Raw genomic sequence first — 26151 nt, 5'->3', positions numbered from 1 at the left:
GACATCAAAGTACATTCAGAAGTAGCCAAAGGCCTTAGTGGAATGCTTTCAGCCCAGGCAGCGCCAAGACTTCGTCAAGGATTCGTCCCACTTGATCAGGCAACGGATACCCAAGACGAAGCAAGCCCTGATCGGGAAATGCCCGGCTCCATATTCCTCTACTCGCCAGGCAATCCTGCCAAACCAACGGACACTCGGAACGCAACGTCAGGAATAGCGGCGTGCTGCCAACGAAGGCTTCGGTGCCAAGCAGCGATGCAGACATCTGCTCCTGCAAGGCGACTAATCGATCAACCTGAACGGATTGCCATACGCTGTCAGCCAGAGCCTGTTGAGCTATCCAGAGAGTTAGCGACGTGATCCCCCAGGGGCCAAGATAAGATGAGAGCGTAGCGAGTAACGTGGGCTCTGCGAATACAGCCCCAAACCGGATTCCTGCAAGGCCGAAGAATTTACCCAATGAACGAAGAACAACAACATTCTCTGGTCGACTCTTCCCGATAAGACTCCAATCTGGAGTCGCATCCATGAAGGCCTCATCGCAGATCAATACACCTCCCTGTTGATCCAGAGCGCTTGCCCATTTCAGAAGCTCAGATTGAGAAAAGTAATAACCGCTGGGGTTGTCTGGATTCACGATAACAAGCACATCAGGCACGCCACCGAGCATTATTGAGTGACGGATCTCTTCGATACTTTTCTGCTGTACGCGATGGCCATGCATCGTCCAACTCAACGCGTGCTCTGCGAAACTTCCACACACGATCCAGACATCACTGTCTTCGAAGCATAAAGGTAGGCCACGTATGGCCGCCTGACTTCCTGCCACCGCAAGCCCGGACTCCCCGTAGTACGCAAACATGGACTCATCGAGACTTTCGCAATGATCGGGCAATGACCGTATATCCACAGTCGATAATGACACTTCTTCCGATCGTTCAGTCCACCAGCTGTATGGGCTTACAGCGGATGAAAGGTCCAGCCAGGCTTTGTGATCATAAAGGGTCACTGCCCGCGTCAGATCAGAACCGTGAGCAGCCGTTTTAATCGAGGGTTTCAGCTTTTTCACATCACACCTGTGATGTAATGCAGTGACAGACAGCAGAACACCATAAAAGATAACTGAATGAGGATGGCTTGCTTAACCAGGCGTATCGCGCGCGGAATATCATCGACACCGGCAGGCAACCCGCACCCCATCACAGGCTTCTGTTTTATTATTCCCTGATAGTCAGCCCTTTGGCTTAATGTCCGGTTGAGTGCGCCCGCGCCTGAAGTCATCACAACACCACCGTTAGGGCTATCACAATATTTTGCCTGTGTTCTCCAGCAATCCAGTGATTTCTGTCGATATTCGCCTGCGGCTAACACAAATGAAAATGCGGTAAGGCGCGCTGGTAGCCAGGCCATCGCATCATCAAGCCGGGCCGCTGCCCAACCGAAATAAAAATAGCGCTCGTTCCGATATCCCCACATCGCATCCAGCGTATTAACCCACCGATGTAACAGAGCCGCCTCAGCACCGCCAATAAGAAACCAAAACAAGGTCGCGAATAACGCATCCGAGGAATTTTCCAGTGTGCTCTCAATACCGGCCTGTGCTACTTCATCGGCATCCAGCACTTGCGTATTCCGGCTGACAATCTTAGCCAGAGCTTCACGCCCCGCTGGCAGATCATCTGTTGCCAGACCGCGCCAGACATCCGACACGTGCTCCTGCAAGCTGTGCCAGCCGATACAAAGGTACAGAATCACCAACTGCAGCAAGCATGTCCCTATCAGCGACAAGGTTGCGGAGCTTTGCAGCATCCAGATAATCAATATCAGAGGTAATAGCGCAGCGACAACAGCTACGACTCCAACAAGATAGCCCGGTGCTCCGGAAATCCTGTTCAATACATGCTCCAGTAATCGACTCCAGCGCCCGAAACCGACAAGTGGATGAAATTTAGCAGGCTCTCCCAGGCGGGAGTCGAGATACACACCACCGACAAGCATGGCGGCAAGAAGCAATACCCCCCAGTGCAGGGAGAGTACGTCCTGTTGAAACCAGAAAAACAGCATAAGCAGTCCGTGTATTCAGAAATCCAGCATACTGTAAAAGAAAAACCCCGCCTGCGTGAACAAGCGGGGTTTTTAAAAAAGTGGAGTCGGTCTATAAGCCGGGTTCTGTGTTAAACAGTCATTCGTCTAGGCCTGCAATCACTCGCAGGCTCAAGCGACCTACCCGTTCCCAGCGTGGGCCACGCCTTGTACCTCAAGGGTAACAGGGAACCTATTTGGTCTTGCTTCGGGTGGAGTTTACCGTGCCACGAACTGTTACCAGTCGCGCGGTGCGCTCTTACCGCACCCTTTCACCCTTACCTGATCCGCAAAAGCGGCCATCGGCGGTTTACTCTCTGCTGCACTGGTCGTGGGCTCACGCCCCCCAGGCGTTACCTGGCACCTTGCCCTATGAAGCCCGGACTTTCCTCCCCCTGCTTGCGCAGGCAGCGACTGTCTGGCCGACTCCGGCGCGGAGTGTAACGGAAAGCCTTTGCTGTCGCACTCTTATTTCAGTGGTTCATTCTGACTTTAGTTACTCAGGAGTGGCATAAATACGTTTTCCCACAGAGTCTGATACTTCTTCTTATGCCAACCAATATGACCAATACGCTTCTGACCCACTTCTTCCGGGCTGACCACGACTTTTGTGATGTCTGCGCCGGTGAAGAAGCTGTGCAACTTATCGACGTTCGCCATCGACATCATGTCATCATCCGTGAAGGCGACGCAGCTGATCGGACAGGTCACTCCGGCAAACCGCTGGCGTAACCAGTCGCCTTCGACGCCAACACAGTAATCGCCATTCAGACACCAACGCCGCCATTGCATAATGACACCCTTTGGCAGATCACACATCACCTTGAGTCGATTGCCAGGGAAGTAACCCAGTAATGGCACTGTAGCCGGCACGAGGCCGTACCAAAGAAACCAGGCCACACGCTTCGTCGGCGCTGCGTTCATCCACCAGGTACCGGTACCCGCACCCACAGAGATCGCACGATCGATACCTTTGGTTGACGGCATCATTCCCAAAATATGCGTGCCAACGCTGTGACCGATCCAGGTCAGTGACAGCTCCGGAAACTTCGCTTTAACAAACTCCAGCAAGGCCACACTGTCATTATTTGCCCAACTCAGTTTGTCACTGCGACTGTGTTTTACATGAGACTTGAGCGACAGGCCGATGCCATCGTAGTCGTACGTCACAACTTCAAACCCCTTAGTGGTCAGCCAGAGGGCAAAATCATCGTACAGGTACTGCGCAACTCCAGTCGCAGGCGCAATAACGCATACTCCTTTTACCGGGCTGGCGCCTGTTCTGAAAATACGAGCAGTAATAGCATGGCCAGCAGGCGTCGGTACTTCTACGATTTCTGGATCGCCGCTTGCCTGCTTATCCCCACTCTTTTCTTTCACCTGATCAATCACGGTTGCCTCCATCAGAACCTGCCCATAATAAAATTTAAAAAACGCAGAATGGTCAGCATCTCTTCATCACTGAACTCATCGGAAAAGATATCGTTCATCGTCGCAATCATCGGTTGTAGCCGCGTTAGCTTATCCCGGCCCTCTGGGGTAACTCTGAGCACCACGGCACGCGCATCCTCGGTCGACGATGCTCGCGCCAAAAGGCCGTTTTTCTCCATACGAGTAACCAACCCCGTAATCGCGGACTTGTTCAATTCAAGTGTTTGCGCGACGTCTTTCTGCTGGCAATCATCTTTGCTGGCAATCACCATCAGAGCCGCCATCTGTGTCATCGATGTTTCCAGTTCTTTCTCGCAGGCCTGATCCATAAAGCGAAACAGCTTCTTCTGCGCCATATTCATCAAGAAAAAGAGTCGTTTATCCATAACCATTTATCTCAAACCAGCAAACTAGTTTACATATAAACATCATTTAGTTTACATGTAAACAAACTTAAAGAGACAATGGATAGCCGTAAAAAAAAGGGCCCGTAGGCCCTTTAACTAAGTGGTGAGAACAGAATCTCTGGTGATGCTCAGCGTGACACCGTCGTACTAAAGTTAACGACCGGGCAGCTGACTTCTTCTTTCAACAGTGGCGAGCGTGAACAGATTTCCACAGAGTGGTCACCCGCCAGCAGTCTCTTGAGCGTAATTGTTTCGCGCTGCTTCCAGATCGACCAGGCACCACCATCAACACGATATCTGTGCTCAAGATCACCCAGATTCGCATCAGGGTTGAGACCACCCACATCAATCATTACTTCGCCATTGTTGACCAGAAGAACATCAGAGGTAGTCTGGCCAGTGCTGTTAATGCCTGTTACCTGAACCGCGACATCTTCGCTATCTACACGAGCAATATCGGTGCTTGGCGCTGCCGCTGCGGCCGTCACGGCAACCGGAATCAGATCTCCCGCCAGTGCCAGCGAGTTATTGTTTTCTCCGCCTACCCAGAAGTCGCGCATCAGTAATGTATGCTCATAAATCCGAGGCAGCGGCACGACCTTCAGGTGGCCGGCAATTTCTGGCATGACCAGTGGCATAAAGTAGTCGAGAGTTGCGTTGATAAACTCTGGAGTCAGGCGGATCATGCCGCTTTCATCCGTCGCTTTAATAAACAGAGTCGGTAACTGCTCCAGGCCAATGCTTAAGTAGCCATCTTCGGTAGAGCTGACTTCAAACGGAATTTCGAGGTTAAAGGTCGTACCAAACAGGGTACGGAACTCACCCCAGCGTGACTTATATAGTTCAAACGTAAGCGTTACGTCGTACCAAGCGAGCGCCCCCGCAGCGCCATCCGCAGGCATCAGAGTAACGTACGGTGCAGAAGACGGTGCCAGTGTCATACGAATCTCATCGGCTTCCTGAATATCAGTGTCGTCTGAGCGGTAAACAGAAATCGCTGACGCCGTTGCCTGTGGGTAGTACTCCTCACTGATCACGGTGCTGAGCATGCCTGCTTCGTAGGTTGCCATCAGCGCCTGATTAATCACATTTGCAGAAATAGCAGCGCCAAAATGGAAGTCTTCTCCACTCGGTGTCACCGGCCCCATAGTCAGTGTGTCACCTTCGACATACAGAGAGCCCAGCGCACGACGAATATCCTGTGACGGTTGTGGCGCCCAGATGCGGGTACCCAGATCGACACTGACGCCCTGATTTCTCGAATCAAGGAAGGTAGGTAACGCATAGATGTTAACGGCCTCAGCATTGTCGGGGTTAACCACCTCCAGCGAGATCGGAATGTCTTTAATAAAATCAGACATAACCGGAACGATGACCTGCTCCAGTATGCTGATAAATACATTCTCAAAAATTGGAGCAAGAACGCCAACAATCGCACTGGTGATGGCATCGAGAATATTCAGAATACCGCTGGTATTGTCGAAATCGATGGATGGAAAGCTGTGATTGATCGACGTATTAGAGAGATCAATATCAAGATCAGAATTGCGCACATCCAGCAGCAGGTCTGTGCCTGACTGCAGGGAACTGAAGCGCATTGTCCCTGAGCTGTTGTACGGGAGAATAAAACCAATGGTGCCCGACAGACGGAAGCCCAGAACCACATCGCGCGCCTGAATATCAGTATCTAGCCGCTCGTTTTCCAGAACAGTAAGGTCTACACCCACATCGGTGAAACTCAGGCTGGTTACTGTCATATCCAGATTAAACAGGCCCAAGGTGTTGAGCAGCGTCATCTTCTCCATGCCTGACACGATGTCGGTCAGGTCCATAGAGTTCAGCTCCTGCTCCAAAGCACGGGTCAGAAAATCAAAACCACCCTGATTCAGACGAGCTGAAATACCATTAAACTCGTTGTCATCACGGGCAAAAACAGACGTTGAAGTACGCCCCAACGAATCGGTCGCTGTAAAGGTATTAAACGGTTGATCTGCGTATGACACTGAAAAGTTGTTTGTCAGGTCCAGATCAACGCCAACGCCATCAAGTACCAGGCTTTCGATAAGAGAGTCATCCGAAACATACCCTGTGACGGTTCGGCTATCGTGATCCGCCTCCAGAATATGAATAACGGGCCCTGCGTTATCGTAATAGAACGTCGCTCGATCGGTTTTGTTGAATGCGCGAACCCAAAGCACATTCCGACCACCGAAGACAGTGGCACCAAGATCGGAACCATAGGCGTAAGCCTCCGCCTTATTGACCACAAACTGATCAGTCACATCTACGTTGTTTAACTGAATTTTGAGATCATCAGGCGCTGAGTTGCCACTGAAGACGATCCGGAAGTCTCCGGGCTTTTCCGCGTGCACAGAGTTATCATCTGGGGCTGTGATTTCTACGCTATTACAGGCAGCGAGTACCGCCGCGGTTAGCAGCAGAATGCAGCGTTTGATCAGAGTCATGGCGAGCCTATTTATATTTTTTATTTTTTGCTTTTCTATTCTTGGCCAGTCGCCTGTTTAGGTAAATAAGAGCGAAAGGACAATACGGGCCATACGTATTAGTAATAGCCCTTAGTGTGATGATAACCACAGTGACTGAACGAGCGTTATCTCGTTTGTGTAAAGATAATCTTCAAAGACTGTCTGCTCAGGCCTTGCCCTGAATCTCCAACGCACGCTGATACAGCGCTTTTTTGTTTTCACCGGTTAATTCTGCAATCACCGCAGCGGCCTTTTTAGGTGGCAACTCAGCAAGAAGCAGACGAAACAGCTTATCCGTATCGAACGCCGTCGCCGTGGCTGGCTCAGGATTCCCCGCCACCATGACAACAAATTCTCCTTTTGTCTGATCGTCATCCGCCAGTAGCTGCTCCCGGACCGATCTCAGAGAGCCGTGATAGAAGCTCTCGTACGTTTTAGTGAGTTCGCGAGCTACACACGCAGTACGGTTCTCGCCAAAGGCTTCCGCCATCAGGGTCAGTGTCTCAAGAATCCGATGTTTCGATTCATAAAACACCAGGGTTGCCGTCTCATTCACCAGAGGTTCCAAGCGCTCACGACGACCACCCGCCTTATGCGGCAGAAAACCTTCAAACAGAAAACGATCGGTCGGTAGCCCTGCTGCACTCAGCGCTGTAATCAGTGCACTGGGGCCGGGGACGGGTGTGACGTTAAAGCCCTGCTCACGAAGTGCCTGGACGAGGGGGTAGCCCGGATCAGAAATCAAAGGGGTGCCAGCATCCGATACCAACGCCATCGAGCGTCCGTCCGTCAGGTGCTGGGCAATCTGTGAAATGCGGTCGCGCTCGTTGTGATCGTGAACCGACATCATCACTTTGCGAAGGCCCAGGTGTTGCAGTAATTTCTGTGTATGTCTGGTATCCTCGCAGGCTACTACATCGACCTCAGACAATACGCTGACAGCGCGCTCGCTGAGGTCTGCCAGATTACCAATCGGGGTGGCGACGACGTACAGAACGCCACTCTGAGCTTTGGTCGGATGAGAAATCATGCGGGACACCGTATCTGAAAAACGCTTGCTGAAAACCTGGTCGCAGTTACTGCTTCCAGCTTTGACTGTTGCCACTCTGGCGGCGGGCCTGTCCGGGTGTGCAACGACCCCGGATGAAACGACGACCGCGGAAGCGGAAATTCGCCCGGAGGTCGAGCAACAACTGCGGGCTGTGCGCCAGATGGCCGAGAGCGGCGAGTTTGGCAACGCCTGCCTGCAATTGCAACAACTGGATGTCAGCAGCCTGTCGCCAGCGGCTCGCGCTGAGTGGCACCTGCTGATGGCAGAAAGCCAGATTGGCGCTACGAATATTGAGGCTGCTGCCTATCAATTGCAGCAGTTCGAAATGTTGCAGAATTACGCCAGCCAACAACAGGAATACCGCGCGACTCTGATATCTGCGCAAATCCTTGAGGCCGACGGCGAGTTCCTGGCTGCCGCCCGGGAACGCGACTTTATTTCTGCTGTGCTGGAAGGTGAACAGCAAGCAGAAAACTACAACCAGCTCTGGGACGACCTTCAGCGCCTGGCGCCTGAAGAGCTGCAGCAACGCGCTGAAAATGCTCCAGACACACGTTTCGGCGCCTGGCTGACTCTGGCAGCGATCAGCCGCGACCACCAACTAACGCTCGATGAACAACTTGCTGGTGTCAAAGAGTGGCAATTTATGAACCCGGATCATCCGGCTTCGTTTCAACTGCCCGGCGCACTTGCGTTACTTGAAGATATGGCGGCATCACGTCCACAGCGCGTCGCACTGTTATTGCCGTTGAGTGGCGCACTCGCCAGCTCGGGTAAAGCCATACGCGACGGTTTTATGGCCGCATACTACGAAACACTGGGTAAGGGTTACCCTGCACCCGCGGTAACCATTATCGACGCATCCAACATGGAGTCCGTCGATCAGGCCTATGCGCAGGCCATTCAATCAGGTAGCCAATGGTTGGTTGGCCCGCTTGATAAGCAGGATGTGCAGAAGCTCGAAGAACGCGCCACCCTGCCACTCCCAACTCTGGCCCTGAACTATGGCAGCAAACAGGCAACGCCGTTTTCTACTCTGCCAGCTGAACTGTTTCAGTTTGGTCTTGCAGCAGAAGACGAAGCGATCCAGATTGCGGAAAAAGCCTGGCTGGATGGTCATCGCCGCGCTCTGGTGATGATTCCTCAAGGCAGTTGGGGCGAGCGTATTTATGCCGCATTTGAGGCCCGCTGGCTGGAGCTGGGTGGAGAAATCGAAGAAACACTTCAATACCCCCGTCGCGCACAGGACTACAATCCGGCGATCAGTCGTTTGCTGAACGTCGATAGCAGTAAAAACCGTTATCGCAGCGTCCGTGGCCTCATGCGTGAGCCTGTCGAGTTTGAACCTCGACGCCGTCAGGATGCCGATTGGCTGTTCATGGTCGCCCTCCCTGAGCAGGCACGCCAGATCAAACCAACCCTGGCCTTTAATTTCGCCGGTGATCTGCCCGTCTATGCAACGTCGCATGTTTTCTCTGGCGAAGTGGATGTACGCAAAGACCGTGATCTGAATGGTATCTACTTCTGCGATGTACCCTGGCTACTTCACGACACATCGCTGAAAGCTGAAGTCGATGACGTTACCGGAGGGCAAGGTGGATTCACCCGACTGTATGCGATGGGTGCAGACGCCTTTCGTCTCGTTGCCCGGGTTAAGCAACTTGAGGCGTTCCCGGAGAGTCGAATCTACGGCAACACCGGTGCATTAACGCTGGATAACGCCAGACGCATTCATCGCAGTACTGACTGTACGCGTTTTCGCAGCGGTAAGCCGATAAAACTATCGGAGACCAGGAGTCCGGAAACCACCGACGACTGATTCTGACCATACGCCATGGAGGGCTTATGTGGTTTAACTCAGATACCAGACCTACAACGCGGAGCAAGGGCTCGGCTGTGGAGCTGGAAGCAGAGAAATTTCTGCAAAAAAAAGGACTGCGTAAGGTCAGTCGTAACTACCTGATCAAGGGTGGTGAAATCGACCTGATCATGCGCGATGGTGAAGTACTGGTCTTTATCGAAGTGCGCTACCGTCAGTCTGCAGATCACGGCTCAGGTGCAGAAACAGTCACGTATCAGAAACAGCGACGCCTGCGCCGGGCCGCACTGCATTACCTTCAGAAGCACTACGGAAACCACGAGCCTGATTGCCGCTTTGATGTGATCTCTGCCAGTGGTAACCCCGTAGTGTTTGAGTGGATATCTGACGCTTTCTGAAATGCGTCTTTTTCTTTATGATGGCGACAGGTTTATTCGGGAGTTAGTCTGTGCAAGATCGTATTATCGGCCACTTCGGCGCCAGCATCGAAACCAAAACACTCGCCGCTGAAGAGCTGCCACCCTACATTGAGCATGCATCACAAATGATGGTCAATGCTCTGATCAGCGGCGGAAAAATTCTGACCTGCGGTAACGGTGGTTCTGCTGGCGATGCGCAGCACTTCTCTTCTGAACTGCTGAACCGGTTCGAGCGTGAACGCCCCAGCCTCCCGGCCATTGCATTAACAACCGACCCATCAACGATTACCTCAATCGCTAACGACTACAGCTACAACGAAGTATTCAGCAAACAGATCCGTGCCCTCGGGAATCCCGGCGATGTGCTATTGGCCATTTCGACCAGCGGTAACTCAAGCAATGTGGTTCAGGCTATCCAGGCAGCCCACGAACGTGACATGGTCGTCGTGGCACTGTCTGGTAAAGATGGCGGACACATGACCTCGCTATTAACGTCAGAGGACGTAGAAATCCGCGTACCGTCTGACGTCACCGCCCGAATTCAGGAAGTGCATCTTGTCGTCATTCACTGCCTCTGTGACCTGATTGATTGCGCACTCTTTGGTGAAGAATGATCAGCTGAGGAATGATCAGCAATGAGCGGTGGCAACCTGCCGCTCAGCGCCTCTCTGGCATCACTCGGTAACAGTTTCGTCCAGCGTCGGAAACTGCGCCGGAAATTTGCACCATCCCCCAAACGCAAAGCGTCGGCAATCGCCTCGTTGCTCAACCCCTGAAAGTGCATAAGCTCCAGGCTGTGCCTCAGACGTAGCTGATCCGCGACCTGTTGATAACGCATACCGTCCACCGCCAGATAGCGCTTAAGCGTCGCGCTACTGATACCAAAACGGCTGGCTGTATCCGTCAGAGAAGGAACCTCAGGAAACGTATTCGCCAGAAAACCAGTCACCTGCTCAGTGAACGACTCGGCGGGAATACCTGCCGTCAGTGTATTCGCCTGCGCGACCGCCATATCCCGAATCCGGGCGGAGCCAGCTGCCCAGGGTGCCGATAACACCGTCTCTGGAATCGCCATAAAAGAGCCCCCGCCTCCCGCAGTCGTCTGCTCACCACAATAAACACGCATACGCCTCAGTTGCGAGTCATCGCACTGACCAATAAAACAAATCCACTCAGCACTATCTTTGTGAGACTGCTCACGGGTAACGGACACCAGCGCCGTCATGTAGGCTTCACGCAGCAATATCTCAGCGCGCGGGCTTAGTCCAAACATGTTCTGCCAGTGCAATATCCGATATCCGTTCTGCTCACTGAAACAAGGCACAAGCCCCGGCGTTAACCAGTGTCGATACTGATAAAGACTGCACAGAAAATCGCCCAGATCAGTCGCCATCGCCAGTGCCTGGCTGAAAGGCCCTGCAAATCCGGGCCAAAGACGAGCTCCCCAGCGGGCTGCGATTTCCTCTTTAGGCAGGTAATGAGCAATATTGTCGGCCAGAACCGCCAGCTGGCGGATATTCATCCGCACACCGCCATGGAATTGGGCATCGACATGCACGTGAGCAAGCGGGGCAAGATCCTCGACAAAAATTCCCGTACCTCGCAGTAGCTTATGCTGGGGCACATCAGAAGCCAGCGCCAAGTCCAGCAGCTGCGCAATGGGGTAAGAGGCCTGAAGATATTTATCCTCAGAGGTAAGCCAGCCAGTTTGCCGCTGCTGACTGCCTGAGAATGACGCCTGCCTGATCTTCGAGGTCATGACACCAGGCTCATTCCGTTTCCTGCCACCGCACTCTGTAGCGCATCGGTAGCTCGCTTCACCAATGCCTGAGGATCGTCCGTGGGTTGGCGCACACCGATGCCCACGTCTAACACCTGTTCGACCCTTTGGTCTGTACCAGACAGATGGAAACAGAAGTGGGCAACAGCCGACCTTAAATTGACGGCCAGTTCACGCGCCTGAGACGGCCGCGTATACGGCATCAGGATGATCAGGCGGTCTCTTGCTACACGGCAGATGAGGTCCTTCTCACGCAGATTCAGGATCAGATATTCACCGGTCTCGCGCAGTAGTCGGTCCGCCTCACTATAGCCGTAGCGCCGCTCGAAAAGATGAAAATCATGCAGCTCGACGACCAAAGCCACTTGGTGAGCGTGCTCATCTTCCCAGTCAGAATTAAGAGTGGCTTCGATCTGCTCGTATCGCGCCACCTGACTTAAACCATCCAACCAGAGGTGATCCCGGAATACCTGCTCTCGTTTCAGCAACTGGGCGCGAATACTTAATTGTTCTTTGTGCCAATGCCACAAGCCGTAGGTCAGAAGCCCGAGCCCCATCGGCATCAGTACAGATTCCACCGAGCCTTCTACCGTAGCTTCCCATGCCTGCGTGCTGGCAAACGCAAAGAACTCATCCAGTGTGTCCTGCCACATCGCCAGAAACATAAAGCCTAAGCCCAGCATCAGCAGGTTAGTGACACGCCCAGCCGGGCGACTGCGCAACACCATCAGCAACCACACAAGAAGGGCCAACGCGGTCGATCCTTCGCCAACAACATCAACCCAATCAATCGCAGCAAACCCTTTATAGTCACCTAATCCAGCCGACAGGCCGGTCAGAAGCATTGCCATTGAACCGACAAGAAATAACTTTCGGGTATGTAATCGCAGCAGTGAATTCATCAATGATTCTCAAAACTCTTCGGCAGCCTCGTAACTAGAGGCCATAACCAAGGGCCATAACCAGGGGCCATAACCAGGGGCCTTAATCAGGGCGCCGTAAAAAGCTATGAAGTGTGACAGCCCAATATGACAGAACGTCGGGGGTCAGATCAGCTCACACGGATTAGTCCCTCGCGAAGGAATATTGCGCCTGTGGCGCCAGACGTTAACGCCTGTACCGTCAAACCCAGTAAATACCGCCCCTGAACTCCCCCTTCTCTCTGGTCATAAAAGCTCGAACGCCACTAAAAATCGCACGGTTTTAATGATTTCACTCGTTCGGCCAGAAGGTCAGTCACGCGACTGTAACATTCGATTTTTAGGGTCTGCGCAACTCATGCACAACTCAAAAAAATCATGAACGGAGCAATATCATGACATTTCGTACTGCACCTCTCGTTGCAGCCATTGCACTTCTCAGCAGTGGCCAGGCAATGGCTGATCAGAGCAACACCAACGCAGACCCTGTAGCCAACGACGAAATCGTCGTGACTGGTCAGGCTGCACGGATGCAACGCGCCCTGGAACGCGAACGTTTTGCCGACAACACCATCAGTGCGGTTGATGCCGATGCCATTGGTGAACTGCCCGACGCCAACGCTGCCGAAGCCTTGCAACGTATTCCTGGTTTATCCATCGAGCGCGATCAGGGTGAAGGTCGTTTCGTACGTATTCGTGGTGTTGGCGCAGAACTGAATGCGGTAACCGTCAACGGCGTTCAGGTGCCGGCTCCGGAGGCTGGCAGCCGTGCCGTAGCGCTGGATGTGATTCCGTCGACGCTGCTCAGCTCACTGACAGTAACGAAAACACTCACGCCTGATATGGACGCCAATGCGATTGGCGGCACCGTCGACATTAAAAGTATTTCTGCCCTCGATAAAGAAGGCGCCTTTGCCACGGCAAAAGCGGAAGCGGCCTACGATGAGCAGAGCGAGAACACCAACCCGTCTCTCGCAGTGTCTGCGGGCAATGCCTTCGAACTTGACGGTGAAAAACGTTTAGGAGTCGCTCTGGCTCTGAGCTGGGATGACCGCGACTTCGGTTCTGATAACGTGGAAACCGGCGGTGGCTGGGATCTTGAAGAAGACCCAGCGGTACTGGATGAAATTGAAATGCGCGAGTACAGCATCAATCGTGAGCGCATCGGTGCAGCACTGAACCTTGAGCTGGAACTGAACAAAGATCATCGTTTTTATATGAACAATCTTTACAGCCGCTTCTCAGATGAAGAACAACGTCTGGCGGTGATCAGCGAATTCTCAGAAGGTGTCACCGCTGGCACAGAGATCGACGGTGCCGTTGCCCGTGAACTCAAAGACCGTGAAGAAACACAAACGATTATGTCGTCTGTGTTCGGCGGGGAGCATTTCTTCGGTGACTAGATCGTTGAATATAAACTGGGTGCCAGCAAGGCTTCAGAAGACGAGCCTGATGGCATTGCCGGCGCGGTTTTTGAAAGCAGCGATGACATCACCGGCCTGTCGTTCGGTAACAGCCGTCGCCCTCTTGTCAGTGGCCCGGCCGCTTTCTATGATCCTGCACTGTTTGAACTCACTGAAATTGAATCTGAGAGCAATCTGACCGAAGACATTCAGCGTCAGGCGCAGCTGGATATCTCCCGTGACCTGCTGATTAACGAACGCTTCGCGACCATTAAAGGTGGTGCAAAAGCCGTGAAACGCCGTAAGACTCAGGACGGCGATGTATGGATTTACGAAGACTTCGGTGCAGCCTCCACCAGCATGGCAGACTATGCCGCCAGCGACCGGGATTACTCTCTGGGTCAGTTTGGTCCGGGAATCAACAAAGACTCTGTTCGTAGCCTGATGTCAGGACTTGATCGCGATGGCGCCTACGATGAAGAAGAATCAACACTGGCCGATTACAGCATCAACGAAAACATCACAGCAGCGTACCTGATGGGCAGCATGGATGTGACCAATGACCTGCATGTCATTGCTGGTGTGCGCCACGAAATGACCGATACCGAACTCAAAGGTAACGCTCTGACCACCGACGATGAGCTGATCCGCACGGATACCGACAACGATTACAGCCACACACTGCCAGCACTCCTGACGCGCTGGAATATTAATCGTTCGACCCAGATGCGTGCCGCCTGGACCAATGCCGTCGTTCGTCCGACCTTTGAACAGATGAGCCCTAACTTCACTGACGACGGTGAAGAAGCGGAAATGGGCAATCCTGAGCTGGATGCGCTTGAGTCAGCCAACTTTGACCTGGGTGTTTCTCACTACATGGGATCGACCAGCGTCGTCTCTGCGGCTCTGTTCTACAAAGACATCAGCAACTTTATCTATGAATCAGACATCGCTGGTTCGGCTGGCTATGAAGATTACGATGAAGTCATCACCTTCCAGAATGGTGACAACGCGGATCTTAAAGGTCTTGAGCTGGCATTTTCTCACCAGTTCAGCAGCCTGCCTGCGCCGTTCAACGGCCTTCTGATGAGCGCCAACGCAACCTTCACTTCCAGCGATGCCACCGTCAGTGGCTTTGTGGATGGCGAACTGACCGAGCGCGATATTCAGCTGCCAAACCAGTCTGACGTCACAGGTAACTTTATCGTGGGTTACGAGAATGATGTCTACAGCGTACGTCTGGCGACTAACTACAAGTCAGAGTATCTGGCGGAAGTGAATAGCCTGGAGAACGACCTGTCCGACGTTTATCAAAGCAGCCAGACACAGATGGATCTGAACGCAGCCTACAACGCGACAGACAACCTCAAGGTGACCTTTGAAATCGCCAACCTGACTGACGAGCCGTACTACAGCTATCAGAACAAAGAACGCTATAACGCTCAGTACGAAGACTACGGTCCGACCTATCGTCTGGGTGTACGCTTCACCAACTTCTGATCGCTTATCGAAAAACGCTTTTCGTCACCGCGTCACCTATGGCGCGGAACAGGTACCGACCCAGGCTTATATAGGCAAAAGCTGATACAGGCCGGTACCTGTTTTCTGAATACCTGATATGGATAAACCATGAAAGAACACCAAACGAAGCTGCAGATACTGTCCATGACAGCGATAGCTACTGCACTAAGTACTGCTCTGCTGAGCGGCTGCGCAAGTTACTCAGAGTCATCTGAACACGATGCTGCCCCCGACATCCTCACTACTATCGCAACAGGCATCACCTCTGAAACCGGTTGGCAGATTGCTGGGGAAAAATTCCAGCGCTGGGTTCTCGCCACCAGCAACAATGGCCTGACCATTAACGATAAAAGCGTCGCCGGGAGCTTCCGTGCCGAGTACGGTGATCAACGCGATGAGCTGATCGTAACCATTAACGACGGCAACAAAACTGTCGTCGCTCACCATCTCGGTAAGCAGCAGACCGTTACCTCCCAGCCATTATCATATGCCGTTGAGGGGTTGTGTCTTTACCAGCCGAACGAACAAATCACACAGCTTTTTATTCTTGGCGACGACCACCTCGCGCGTCAGTACGTACTGGATATAGACAACAAGAATGTGCTGACAGAAATCCGTACATTGCCACTGCCGCCAGAAACAGAAAACTGCGTCGTCAGCGATGCCCTGAACACACTGTATGTCAGTGAAGAGAATATGGGTGTCTGGGCTTATTCCGCATCGGCTGAAGCACCCTATGAGCGCAAAGTCGTCGACCTCGTAGCGCCTTACGGCGAACTTCCGGAAAACGCTGGCGCACTGTCCATCGTAGGCAATCAACTCATTGTGGCCAGCACTGGCGACCGTTATATCAGCAGCTACACAGTCGGGCCAGACAGCAGCACTACACCGCACGCTGTCGAATCACAGCACTGGGTACTGAACGACGGTTTCGAAATAGAAACCTTCCGTGCCTGGGCTTGGGGAGATGACGTGCATTTCTCAGCTTTCGATGATGCCTCCGGTGAGCTTTATCAAGGCACGCTTCCGGTCTCCGGTCTCTCACCTATTAATGTCGAAGCGCCTGTTACGGTTACTCCAACCGCTGAAACATCACCTGTTATTTCTGCAGGCGATGCTGCCGATGATCCCGCTATCTGGGTCAACAGCAACAGCGCTGAGGCAAGCCTGATCATCGGTACGGATAAGCAATACGGTCTGGATATTTACGACCTGTCTGGCCAATTAATGCAGCGACTGGATAATGGCCGACTTAATAATATCGACGTCCGCTACAATCTGGAACTTGCCGGACGTGTTGTGGATATCGCGGCAGCCAGTCACCGGGACCTGAAAGCCATCAGCCTGTTTGCTATTGATCAAAATTCAGGATATGTCTCATGGGTAAATGATGTTGCGACGCAACTGGATGATGTCTATGGCCTGTGTATGGCTCAGACAAATCAGGGCACTTACGTATTTATCAATGATCAGGACGGCCGCTACGAGCAGTATAAAGTTATTTCTGAAAAAAATACGTGGACCGCAGAACTCGTAAGGGAGTTCGCACTTCCTTCTCAACCAGAAGGCTGTGTTGCAGACGATAAAAATAATCGGCTTTTTGTCGGCGAAGAAGCTGCGGGTGTCTGGCTGACCTCCATCACTGAAGATAATGCTCCTGAGCCAGACTTGATCATCGAAGTCGATGACAACCTCGTTGCCGATGTCGAAGGCATGTCGATTTATCACGGTGATAAAACAAGTTATTTGGTGGTCAGTAGTCAGGGCGATGACAGCTACGTGCTCTACTCGAGCGAAGCGCCCTACACCTATGTTGGCCGGTTTAACATCGGCATGAACTCAAAAGCGGGCATCGATGGCGCATCTGAAACTGACGGGCTCGACGTGACCTCGACGGCACTCGGCAGCGCCTATCCTGAGGGTTTACTTGTAGTTCAGGACGGTCGTAATGTCATGCCTGCACAGTACCAGAATTTTAAACTGGTGAGCTGGTCTGACATCGCGCGTGAACTCGGTCTCTGAGTTCCCGAACACTTAAAGCCAGAATCACTAAAGAAACTAAAAAAGCCCGGTGGCAACTGTGTTGTCTACCGGACTTTTTTATTTCATCAGAAAGTCGTATCAGCGCTAATCTTTCAAGCGATTAATACCCAGCGCCTTCAGTGTGTACTTCTCGAACACAGGTTCAGACGAACCCGTTTTCATTTTGTGCATAAAGTACTTTTCAAACGCGACTTTAGCGAGGTGCACCCACTTACCTTTTTTGAACCAGGTAACATTACGCGGTGGAATCTGAGGAATCGCTACAAAGGCCGCACCGGTATCACCCATATCGGCCAGACAGATCGCACTCCACGTGCCTTTAGCATCGGCAACACCGCCTTCGATGTCGGCTTTCAGATTATGCGCAATCGCCGTCATCATGGATTCGATCATATAACCTGTTTTTGGCGTGCCGGTCGGCACCGGAGTCTCTTCTACCGGAGGGATAGCCACACACACACCCGCCGAATAAATATTGCGCCATTTCGGATTGCGCTGATGCTCATCGATCAGTACAAAACCCTTCGGATTGCAAAGCCCTTCAACAGCGGCGACAGGATCAACACCCGCGAACGACGGTAGCATCATGGAGTGATTAAATGGCAGCTCATGTTCTTTTTTCAGCGAGCCGTCGTCGTTTAATTCTTCAACGTACATAACGCCATCGCCGACCTTAGTGACCTTAGCATTGGTGATCCATTTAATATGGCGATTGCGTAATTCACTTTCGAGCATGGATTTCGAATCCCCCACCCCACCAAGGCCCAGATGACCGATATAAGGCTCGCTGGTGACGTAGGTCATAGGAATTTTATCGCGCACTTTACGGTTGCGGAGTTCCTTATCGAGGATAAAAGCGTACTCATACGCAGGGCCAAAGCACGAAGCCCCGGGCATTGCGCCGACAATCACATGGCCCGGGTCATCCGATAACTTATCAACATCAGCAAGGCAGGTTTCGGCATGATCGAGCGCACAGATCGACTGTGTGAATCCCCCATGCGGGCCGGCACCTTCGACCGCAGCGAAGTTCAGCTTGGGGCCGGTAGCGATGACGAGATAATCGTAGGCTTCGGTTGATCCATCGGCGAGGGTCAGCTGGTTTTTATCCGGGTCGATTGCCGTCACCGCCTGGGCAATGAATTCGATCCCCTTCTTTTCCAGATGAGGACGGATGGGGAAGCTGGTATCCGGGCGCTTACGCCAACCAACAGCAATCCATGGATTAGAAGGGACAAACCAGAAATCTTCCCGCTCATTGATCACTGTGACCTGATGTTCTTTAGACAACAACTCACGAATTTCATAAGAACCAGCCATACCGCCGGTGCCTGCGCCAAGAATTACTACACGTGCCATGAGAGTCCCTCCGGAGAATAGTTATTTTCTTAGAGTACTCCTATTTTCTAAAATAACCATATAGTAATAAAGTATAAGAAGAGGGTCTGATAAGCGGCATCAGGATTTCAGTAAAAACAGAGAGAACTACCGTGAACCGCTCTGGCAGGAGCAGCTCTGCCTGGCAGGCACCTTCCAACGCTGCCAGTCTGCTGTACTCGCATCGTAGGTACGAAGGTAACCATGTTGTGGCGTGCCAAACCCAGCGATCAGGCGCAGCACTTCAACCACCTGCATCGTACCTATAACCCCAACGACAGGCGATAAGATGCCATTTTCTGAGCAGGTCAGAGCGTCATCTTTCAAGGATGGATAGAGACATCGATAACAGGGAGCATCCTGCTGGCTCGGATCAAACACAGCCACCTGCCCATTCAAAGCAACGGCAGCACCGGACACCCAAGGGATGCGCTTTTGCACACACACATCATTAATTGCGTAACGTACGGCAGCGTTATCGGAACAGTCGACAATAAGGGTCAAGCCCTGATCTTCAGACCCGGTATTGAACCAGGCTTGCTTGTGCAACCAGTCATAGTCGGCACGCTGTACATGAGTCGACACCTTCACATCAGGGTTCACAGCCTGACAGCGCTGCGCCGCCGACTGCACCTTACTCAAGCCGACGGACTCAGTGTCATGGATCACTTGCCGCTGCAGGTTCGATATTTCAACCTGATCGTCATCTACCAGAATCAAGTGCCCGACTCCGGATGCAGCCAGATAAAGCGCCACCGGCGATCCAAGCCCACCCAGTCCAATCACAACAACCGTTGCTCTGGCGATTGCCTCCTGCCCTTCAATATCAATCTCTGGAAGCAGTATATGACGGCTGTAACGCAGTAGCTGATGGTCGTTCATTCAGAGGCTCCCGGCAGTTGACCGCCACTAATGCGAGGGTTGCCGCCCAGATCACAGCGATTCTGAACGTTATCAAAACCTTTCTGACGTAAGTAGTCACATACGTCATCCGCCTGATCGTACCCATGTTCCAGCAACAGCCAGCCACCGGGTTTCAGGTAATCAGGCGCCTGATCAATGATATGAAACAGGTCAGCCAGACCTGATTGAGCAGCTACGAGCGCCGAAGCGGGTTCAAAGCGTACGTCGCCTTCAGAAAGGTGACTGTCTTCAGGGTCGATATACGGGGGGTTGGAAACAATCAGGTCGAAACGCCCAGCCACGTGCTCGAACCAGCTGCCGTGAATCACATGGATATCAAGTTCAAGACGCGAGGCATTAAGGTTCGCTAACGCGCACGCATCAGCATCAAACTCAACAGCTTCTACTGTCCATGAGGGGTATTCGCTTTTCATGGCCAGCGCAATCGCGCCCGTGCCAGTGCCAAGATCAATGACGCGGGCGCTCTTTGGCAAATCCAGATCCAGTACCCATTCAATCAGAGTTTCAGTATCCGGCCTTGGAATGAGTGTCGAAGGCGCAACTCTGAGCGGTAGTGACCAGAACTCTCTGACACCCGTCAGGTGCGCTATCGGGTGTCCCTCAATACGCCGAGCCAGTAATGCGTCCAGTGAATCTTGCTGAGATTCTGTCAGCGTCTTTTCTGGCCAGGTGTAAAGCCAGGCGCGATTCACATCCAACACATGCATCAGCAGAAGTTCAGCATCCGCACGAGGAGAATCACTATCGCTCAATGACGTTTGTGCCAACGCCAGCCAGTCGCCAACTGTCTTCACTGCCCAGCCATTTCAGCGAGCAGATTGGCCTGATGCTCATGAATCAAAGGTTCAATCACGGGCGACAGTTCGCCTTGAACGATTTCATCCAGTTTGTAGAGCGTCAGGTTAATGCGGTGATCGGTCACCCGGCCCTGCGGATAGTTGTAGGTGCGGATACGCTCTGAGCGATCGCCTGAACCGACCAGTGATTTGCGCGTCGCGGCCTGCTCAGCCTGCGCAGCAACGCGCTGAGCATCACGCAGACGAGTGGCCAGCATTGCCATGGCCTTAGCCTTGTTCTTGTGCTGCGAGCGCTCATCCTGACATTCAACGACGACGCCCGTCGGAATGTGTGTAATACGGATAGCCGAATCGGTTTTGTTGACGTGCTGACCACCGGCACCGGATGCGCGGAAAGTATCAATCCGCAGGTCGTTCTTATTGATGTCGACTTCGTCTTCGCTTTCAACTTCAGGCATCACAGCCACGGTACAGGCCGACGTATGAATACGTCCCTGGCTTTCTGTTTCAGGCACTCGCTGGACCCGGTGCGCACCGGATTCAAATTTAAGGCGCGAATACACATCGGTACCGCTGATACGCACGATGACTTCTTTAAAACCACCGTGTTCACCCTCGTTAGCGCTCATCATTTCGGTACGCCAGCCCTGTGTTTCAGCAAAGCGGGTGTACATACGATAGAGATCACCAGAGAAAATGGCGGCCTCATCACCGCCGGTACCCGCGCGGATTTCGACAATCACATTGCGGCTGTCGTCCGGGTCTTTTGGCAGCAACAGAATTTCGATTCTGGATTCCAGATCAGCAATGGCGACCTTCGCCGATTCAAGCTCTTCCTGCCCCATGGCGCGCATATCCGGGTCGTCATCACTGGCCAGCACTTCCGCTTCTTCCTGATCTGATACAGCCTGCTCATAATCTGAGTAAGCTTTAGCGACTTCTTCCAGCTCTGCATATTCCTTAGAAAGATTACGGAATTTATCCTGATCGCCAATAACATCCGGGTCAGACAGCAGATGTCCAACCTCTTCATAGCGGTCTCTGAGGCTTTCCAGTTTTTGCAGTATCGAAGGTTTCATTCGTTTGAGTTATCCAGGTCGAACAGTTCCCGACTCCAGTCGAGGACTTCACGACGCCCTTCGGCGCCAGCACGGCGCAGCGCCGTCATGGGTTTATGTAGCATTTTATTGCCGAACGTGTGGGCAAAAGTGCGCAGAACTTTTTCGGGGTCTCCCCCGTTCTGAATCTGTTTCAGTGCTTTCTCAAGCTGCTCGTCTCGCAGTGTTTCAACGTAACTGCGCACGTCTGTCAATGTACTGACCGCATCCAGCGCTTTCAGCTCACGCATGTAGTGTTCAACGCCAGCTTCGATCAGCTCTTCAGCCTGCTGCGCGGCATCTTCACGTGAGCGGACGTTCTCTTCAATGATATCCCTGAGATCGTCAACGCTGTAGAGGTATACGTCAGAAAGCTCGCCCACTTCCGCTTCAATATCGCGCGGCACTGCAATATCGACCATAAACATAGGCTTGTGACGACGCTTCTTCAGCGCCTTCTCAACCATCCCTTTGCCAAGGATTGGCAGGGGGCTGGCCGTCGATGAAATCACGATATCAGCATCGGGCAGAACCACCGGGATATCTTCCAGCAACACCGCCTCTGCGTGAAATTCCTGCGCCAGCGTCTGTGCACGCGCCAGCGTACGGTTTGCCAGTGTCAGGTGCTCAACACCCGCCTGACGCAGATGTCGGGCAACCAGTTCGATAGTTTCGCCCGCACCAATTAATAGCGCGCGGCTGTTTTTCATATCAGCAAAGATGTGCTGGGCCATACGCACGGCAGCAAACGCAACGGAGACAGGGTTCTGTCCGATGGCCGTATCCGTACGGACACGCTTAGCAATCGAGAACGTCTGACGGAACAGCCGGCCAAGTTCAGAGCCGACTGTACCCGCCTCCTGAGCCACTGCAAACGCCGACTTCATCTGGCCGAGAATCTGAGGTTCGCCGAGTACCAACGAGTCCAGGCCACTGGCAACACGCATGGTGTGAGATACAGCGTCGTCGTTCTCAAGAGAATAGAGAGAAGCTTCAAGATCATTGCGGCCGATTTCCTGATTCTGTTCCAGCCAATGGCCAATCAGGTCAGGGCAACGATCGTCAGCGGTGCAATATATTTCGGTGCGGTTACAGGTCGATAGAACAACGACTTCGGAGACACAGTCCAGGGCACGAAGGTTTTTCAACACATCAGGCATACCGGCAGGATCGAACGCCACGCGTTCGCGAACAGCTACAGGAGCGGTTTTATGGTTAATGCCCAATGCCCAGATACTCATTCTGCCGCCAGAGTTCCTCGCCTAAAAGCCGCGATTATAAACAGCCATACGGGAATTTTCCCGCTAAATCTTTGACTTACCTGTCCAAGTAACCCTAAATAACGACATAGTTGCATACCGGATCTGCTGATAAACCACACCATGGCCAACGCTGAACAGTTCTGGCGCGTCGGACGGACGCTCCTCACACTGGGCCTGACCGCTGTTACCGCGGCCTGCGCCTCTCTGAATTCAAAGCCTTCCGGGGAGACCACTCCTGCGCCTCCGGAAAAAATTGTCGAGTACAAAGCCATACCGGCAAATACCATGTATTCATTGCTGGTTGCCGAAATGGCAGGGCAGCGCCAACGCTACGACGTTGCACTCTTTCATTACCTTGATCAGGCCCGTAAAACCCGCGACCCTAACGTCGCGGAACGGGCTCTGCGTATTGCTCAGTACATTGGTGCTGCAGGGTTTGCCGCTGAAGCTTCTGAAATCTGGCTCGAGGTCGAACCAGATGATCCCGGTGCAGTACAAGCCGCGGCTCAGGTCTCACTTGGCCGTAAGGCGTTTGATCAAAGCCTTGAGCTGTACACCCGTTTCTACGATATGACGGGCGTGGCGCAATTTGATTTCTACGCAGCCGCCCTGCTGCCTAACGATGAAACAGTCCGCGGCGATCAGCTCAGTGACCTCGAAGCTCTGTCACAAACCTACCCGGAAAGCGGCAACCTGGTGTACGGGCAAGCCCTTCTACTGCAATCTCTTGGTCAGGATGATGCCGCCATCCAGCGTATTGATCAGGCCCTGAAACTTGAGCCAGGGTTACTTCCTGCAGCCGTGCAGAAGGCACGCATTCTTGCTCGTAACCAACGCGTCGATGAAGCTATCGACTGGTTGGATAAGCTGCTGGATGATCACCCGGACAACAAACAGATCGCCGTGCTGCGTGCGCGCATGCTCCTGCAACTGGGAGATGTGCGGGAAGCCCGGAATGCCTTCGCTGCCATAAACCGTCAATACCCCAATGATGACCAGATCATTCTGTCGCTGGCGCTTCTCGAAGAAGAGCTCGAAAATTACAGCGAAGCCAAACCGCTGCTGCGCACACTGCTGAACAGCGGCGACAAGCAATCAGAAGCCAGTTACTACCTGGGGCGCATCGCCGCCAGTGAAAATGATCCCGATCTGGCGATCAGTTACTACCGCCAGATCGGCGACAGTCGCGAGTTTCTGCCTGCGCAACTTGCCGCGGCGCAACTGCTCAATCAAGAGCAAGGCACAGATGCAGCGACCAGTTACCTGCAGGAGCGCAGCGCTGAATTCCCTCAGTACGCAGGACAGCTGCGCCGTCTCGAGACCGACATATTAATCAAGGCCGGACGCCAGCAGGAGGCCTTCGAGAGCGTATCCATTGCCCTGGAGGCCGAACCCGAAGACACCAACCTGCGTTATACCCGCGCTATGCTGGCCGAACGTCTTGGGAACATGGCTCTGCTCGAGAGTGATCTGCGCTACATCATTGATAAGAACCCAGAGCATGCTGAGGCACTCAATGCATTGGGCTACAGTCTGGCCAATAAAACCGACCGTTTTGATGAGGCCGAACCTCTGATTGAACGTGCCATTGCGCTCCAGCCCGACAACCCGGCCATCATTGATAGCCTGGGATGGCTCTATTTCCGTCAGGGCAAACTGAATGAGGCAGGCCCCCTGCTGCTCGATGCCTGGAACCGCATGAACGATCATGAAATCGCAGCCCATCTGGGTGAGTGGCACTGGACCACAGGTGATAAAGAGTCAGCATACGACATCTGGTCCCAGGGCCTTGAACTCGAACCCAAGAGCGAGGTCATTAATGAGACCTTAGAACGCCTTGGTGTAGACCCGTCGGACTTATAACATGCCTCGTTTTATCTCCCGGCTGCTCATTGCAGCCACAGCTCTGCTGATGTCAGGCTGTGCGTCATTTCTTCCTCAGGGTGGCAGCGACGCTCTGCAGGACAGCCTGAATGACGTTCAGCACTGGCAGGTCCGTGGCAAAATGTCGGTCATTACACCGGATGACAGTGCTACCGGCTACATGGACTGGAAACAGAACCAGCGCGAATTTGATCTCTATATCGCCGGGCCGCTTGGTCAGGGCGCGACAAGGCTCAGCGGGGACAAGGACTCTGCTGCACTCACGCTTCCCGGCTGGGACGAGCCGCGCTTTGCAGAATCCCCAGAAGAACTGATGCTGCTCTACCTGGGCTGGAATTTCCCAGTATCAGATATCCGCTACTGGGTAAAAGGACAGGCCAGCCCGAACGGCAACGCTGACACTGAGTACGACGAAAGCGGGCTTCTTTCACGCATGGAGCAATACGGCTGGACCATTACATACAAGCGCTATTCAAATCAGAATGGCTACTGGCTGCCGGGGCTGGTTAAAGTGAGTGGCCATGACTTCCGTTTTACCTTCTCGATCCGTGAGTGGACACTTCATGACTGACAACTGGCTCACACTGCCCGCCCCTGCCAAGCTCAACCTGTTTCTGCATATCACCGGACGCCGGGCAGACGGTTACCACAATCTTCAGACGCTGTTTCAATTTCTGGATTATGGCGATGAGCTATCGTTCCGGGTTCGCAACGATAGCGAGTTAACTCTCAGCCCAGCGATCGACGACGTTCCTTTCGAAGACAACCTGATCATCAAAGCAGCAAGACTGCTGCAAGCTTACGCAACCGGAAAAACGCCCGGCGCTGATATTCAACTTAAAAAAGTATTACCCATGGGAGGTGGCCTCGGCGGTGGCAGTTCCGACGCAGCGACCACACTGCTAGCACTCAACCATCTCTGGAAGCTTAACCTGAATCTGGATGAACTCGCAGATATGGGGCTCGCTCTGGGCGCCGATGTGCCCGTGTTTATACGCGGAGAAGCCGCTTTTGCCGAAGGTGTTGGCGAGGTACTTACCCCCGTACCAGAGCTGGATGAGCCCTGGTTTCTGGTGGTCTGCCCACAAGTGCATGTCGATACAGGTAAAATTTTCACACATGAGGGCTTGACCCGGGATACAGAGGTCATTAATATTCGCACCGCGTTGAGGCAAGGGGGCAGAAATGACTGCCAGCAAGTTGTCACAATGCTCTACCCAGAAATAGGTAAAGCATTGAATTTGCTAAATAAATTTTCCTTTGCTAAGATGACGGGCACTGGAGCTTGCATATTTTCAAGCTTCGGTTCTGAGACAGAAGCCAAACAGGTTTCTGACCAGTTACCGGCTGAGTATGTGGCCTTTGTTGCGAAAGGAACTAACCTTTCAACGACGCATAAGGTATTATTCAGACCGTCTTAAATGCTGGGGTGTCGCCAAGTGGTAAGG

The 26151-nt window shown here is 52.9% G+C and carries 22 protein-coding genes and 1 other RNA gene; 9 read left to right on the top strand and 14 right to left on the bottom strand.

Annotated features, from left to right (window positions below):
• Positions 1-34: 34 nt before the first annotated feature.
• From B2R29_RS01040 to rsmI, 7 genes are all read right to left on the bottom strand, one after another.
• Complete coding sequence (locus B2R29_RS01040) at positions 35-1069, bottom strand: aminotransferase class I/II-fold pyridoxal phosphate-dependent enzyme (protein WP_301179392.1); 1035 nt, start codon at positions 1067-1069, stop codon at positions 35-37.
• Positions 1066-2064 (bottom strand): adenosylcobinamide-phosphate synthase CbiB, encoded by a 999-nt coding sequence (gene cbiB, locus B2R29_RS01035; protein WP_301179391.1) that lies wholly within the window; start codon positions 2062-2064, stop codon positions 1066-1068. Before cbiB ends, B2R29_RS01040 begins: the two co-directional genes overlap by 4 nt.
• Positions 2065-2142: 78 nt before the next feature.
• Positions 2143-2512, bottom strand: an RNA gene (rnpB, locus tag B2R29_RS01030) — RNase P RNA component class A.
• Positions 2513-2574: 62 nt separating this feature from the next.
• Positions 2575-3474, bottom strand: a complete 900-nt coding sequence (locus B2R29_RS01025; RefSeq protein ID WP_301179390.1) for a serine aminopeptidase domain-containing protein — start codon at positions 3472-3474, stop codon at positions 2575-2577.
• Positions 3475-3485: 11 nt separating this feature from the next.
• Complete coding sequence (locus B2R29_RS01020; protein WP_301179389.1) at positions 3486-3899, bottom strand: MarR family winged helix-turn-helix transcriptional regulator; 414 nt, start codon at positions 3897-3899, stop codon at positions 3486-3488.
• A gap of 149 nt (positions 3900-4048) precedes the next feature.
• Positions 4049-6385 carry a hypothetical protein gene (locus B2R29_RS01015; protein ID WP_301179388.1) on the bottom strand — a complete coding sequence of 779 codons (2337 nt, stop codon included), beginning with the start codon at positions 6383-6385 and terminating at the stop codon, positions 4049-4051.
• A gap of 187 nt (positions 6386-6572) precedes the next feature.
• A complete protein-coding gene (rsmI, locus tag B2R29_RS01010) occupies positions 6573-7436 on the bottom strand; it encodes a 16S rRNA (cytidine(1402)-2'-O)-methyltransferase (RefSeq protein WP_301179387.1) in 864 nt (287 codons plus the stop codon).
• On the opposite strand from rsmI, the gene B2R29_RS01005 reads away from it, so the two are divergent.
• From B2R29_RS01005 to B2R29_RS00995, 3 genes are read left to right on the top strand one after another with little or no spacing between them, the layout of a single operon-like run.
• On the top strand, positions 7435-9276 hold the full coding sequence (locus B2R29_RS01005; RefSeq protein WP_301179386.1) for a penicillin-binding protein activator: 1842 nt from the start codon (positions 7435-7437) through the stop codon (positions 9274-9276). The genes rsmI and B2R29_RS01005 overlap by 2 nt on opposite strands.
• A 26-nt stretch (positions 9277-9302) precedes the next feature.
• Entirely contained in the window at positions 9303-9674 is a 372-nt protein-coding gene (locus B2R29_RS01000) for a YraN family protein (protein WP_301179385.1), read from the top strand.
• 50 nt (positions 9675-9724) lie between these two features.
• Positions 9725-10309 (top strand): phosphoheptose isomerase, encoded by a 585-nt coding sequence (locus B2R29_RS00995; protein WP_301179384.1) that lies wholly within the window; start codon positions 9725-9727, stop codon positions 10307-10309.
• Here B2R29_RS00995 and B2R29_RS00990 read toward each other — a convergent pair.
• Positions 10261-11454 carry a helix-turn-helix domain-containing protein gene (locus B2R29_RS00990; RefSeq protein ID WP_301179383.1) on the bottom strand — a complete coding sequence of 398 codons (1194 nt, stop codon included), beginning with the start codon at positions 11452-11454 and terminating at the stop codon, positions 10261-10263. The genes B2R29_RS00995 and B2R29_RS00990 overlap by 49 nt on opposite strands.
• A complete protein-coding gene (locus tag B2R29_RS00985) occupies positions 11451-12377 on the bottom strand; it encodes a diguanylate cyclase domain-containing protein (RefSeq protein ID WP_301179382.1) in 927 nt (308 codons plus the stop codon). Before B2R29_RS00985 ends, B2R29_RS00990 begins: the two co-directional genes overlap by 4 nt.
• Positions 12378-12790: 413 nt before the next feature.
• Between B2R29_RS00985 and B2R29_RS00980 the strand changes: the two genes are divergently transcribed.
• From B2R29_RS00980 to B2R29_RS00970, 3 genes are all read left to right on the top strand, one after another.
• The gene (locus B2R29_RS00980) at positions 12791-13798 is read left to right on the top strand and encodes a TonB-dependent receptor plug domain-containing protein (RefSeq protein WP_301179381.1); all 1008 of its coding nucleotides are present in this window, start codon (positions 12791-12793) and stop codon (positions 13796-13798) included.
• A gap of 291 nt (positions 13799-14089) precedes the next feature.
• Positions 14090-15298 (top strand): TonB-dependent receptor domain-containing protein, encoded by a 1209-nt coding sequence (locus B2R29_RS00975; protein WP_301179380.1) that lies wholly within the window; start codon positions 14090-14092, stop codon positions 15296-15298.
• Positions 15299-15427: 129 nt separating this feature from the next.
• Positions 15428-17341: a phytase gene (locus tag B2R29_RS00970; protein WP_301179379.1), complete on the top strand. Its 1914-nt coding sequence runs from the start codon at positions 15428-15430 to the stop codon at positions 17339-17341.
• A 105-nt stretch (positions 17342-17446) separates the two neighbouring features.
• Here the strand turns inward: B2R29_RS00970 and B2R29_RS00965 are convergent, their stop codons facing one another.
• The 5 genes from B2R29_RS00965 to hemA all read right to left on the bottom strand — a co-directional run bounded on the left by B2R29_RS00965 (position 17447) and on the right by hemA (position 22798).
• Entirely contained in the window at positions 17447-18721 is a 1275-nt protein-coding gene (locus B2R29_RS00965; protein WP_301179378.1) for an NAD(P)/FAD-dependent oxidoreductase, read from the bottom strand.
• A gap of 126 nt (positions 18722-18847) precedes the next feature.
• Positions 18848-19621: a HesA/MoeB/ThiF family protein gene (locus B2R29_RS00960; RefSeq protein WP_301179377.1), complete on the bottom strand. Its 774-nt coding sequence runs from the start codon at positions 19619-19621 to the stop codon at positions 18848-18850.
• Positions 19618-20457, bottom strand: a complete 840-nt coding sequence (prmC, locus tag B2R29_RS00955; RefSeq protein WP_301179376.1) for a peptide chain release factor N(5)-glutamine methyltransferase — start codon at positions 20455-20457, stop codon at positions 19618-19620. Before prmC ends, B2R29_RS00960 begins: the two co-directional genes overlap by 4 nt.
• Complete coding sequence (gene prfA, locus B2R29_RS00950; protein WP_301179375.1) at positions 20454-21539, bottom strand: peptide chain release factor 1; 1086 nt, start codon at positions 21537-21539, stop codon at positions 20454-20456. The genes prmC and prfA overlap by 4 nt, the downstream gene beginning before the upstream one ends.
• Positions 21536-22798: a glutamyl-tRNA reductase gene (gene hemA / locus B2R29_RS00945; RefSeq protein WP_301179374.1), complete on the bottom strand. Its 1263-nt coding sequence runs from the start codon at positions 22796-22798 to the stop codon at positions 21536-21538. The genes prfA and hemA overlap by 4 nt, the downstream gene beginning before the upstream one ends.
• Before the next feature lie 141 nt (positions 22799-22939).
• On the opposite strand from hemA, the gene B2R29_RS00940 reads away from it, so the two are divergent.
• Genes B2R29_RS00940 through ispE form a run of 3 tightly spaced genes read left to right on the top strand, consistent with a single transcriptional unit; the run spans position 22940 to position 26124 of the window.
• Complete coding sequence (locus tag B2R29_RS00940; RefSeq protein WP_301179373.1) at positions 22940-24682, top strand: tetratricopeptide repeat protein; 1743 nt, start codon at positions 22940-22942, stop codon at positions 24680-24682.
• A 1-nt stretch (position 24683) separates the two neighbouring features.
• The gene (lolB, locus tag B2R29_RS00935; RefSeq protein WP_301179372.1) at positions 24684-25274 is read left to right on the top strand and encodes a lipoprotein insertase outer membrane protein LolB; all 591 of its coding nucleotides are present in this window, start codon (positions 24684-24686) and stop codon (positions 25272-25274) included.
• Positions 25267-26124: a 4-(cytidine 5'-diphospho)-2-C-methyl-D-erythritol kinase gene (gene ispE, locus B2R29_RS00930; protein ID WP_301179371.1), complete on the top strand. Its 858-nt coding sequence runs from the start codon at positions 25267-25269 to the stop codon at positions 26122-26124. Before lolB ends, ispE begins: the two co-directional genes overlap by 8 nt.
• Positions 26125-26151: the final 27 nt, after the last annotated feature.

Origin of the sequence: Thalassolituus sp. UBA3500 (assembly GCF_002377545.1) — a bacterium.
In the GTDB taxonomy this organism is placed as follows: Bacteria; Pseudomonadota; Gammaproteobacteria; order Pseudomonadales; family Oceanobacteraceae; genus Thalassolituus.
This window is presented reverse-complemented; position numbering and strand designations above follow the sequence as displayed.